The 355-nt window shown below is 43.7% G+C and carries 1 pseudogene; it reads left to right on the forward strand.

What is annotated here, in order from left to right:
• Window positions 1-355, forward strand: a pseudogene (locus KI350_RS22780) (IS5/IS1182 family transposase); the annotation flags it as partial.

A 355-nucleotide genomic window follows, 5' to 3' on the forward strand; every position in this document is an offset into this window, starting at 1 on the left:
GAACCCATGTCAAAGCCAATGCGAATAAGAAAAAGTTTGTGAAGAAGATTGTGAGAAAAGAAACAAGAGCTTATCAGGAACAATTAGATCGAGAAATTAATGCCGATCGCGAAGCCAACGGCAAAAAACCCTTAAAGCCCAGGCAATGCTCAGAAGAACGAGAAATAAAAGAAAGTACGACAGATCCTGAGAGCGGTTATTTTGTAAAGGGTGAACGGGAACGTCTTTTTGCTTATGGTTTTCATACAGCTTGTGACCGGAATGGATTTGTGCTGGGGACGGTTGTTGAGCCTGCCAATATTCATGACAGCCAAGTGTTCACGACCCTGTTTCAACAGGTGAAAGAGCACGTCGC

Source organism: Bacillus sp. J41TS8 (genome assembly GCF_018333035.1).
GTDB classification, from domain to species: Bacteria; Bacillota; Bacilli; order Bacillales; family Bacillaceae; genus Bacillus; species Bacillus paralicheniformis.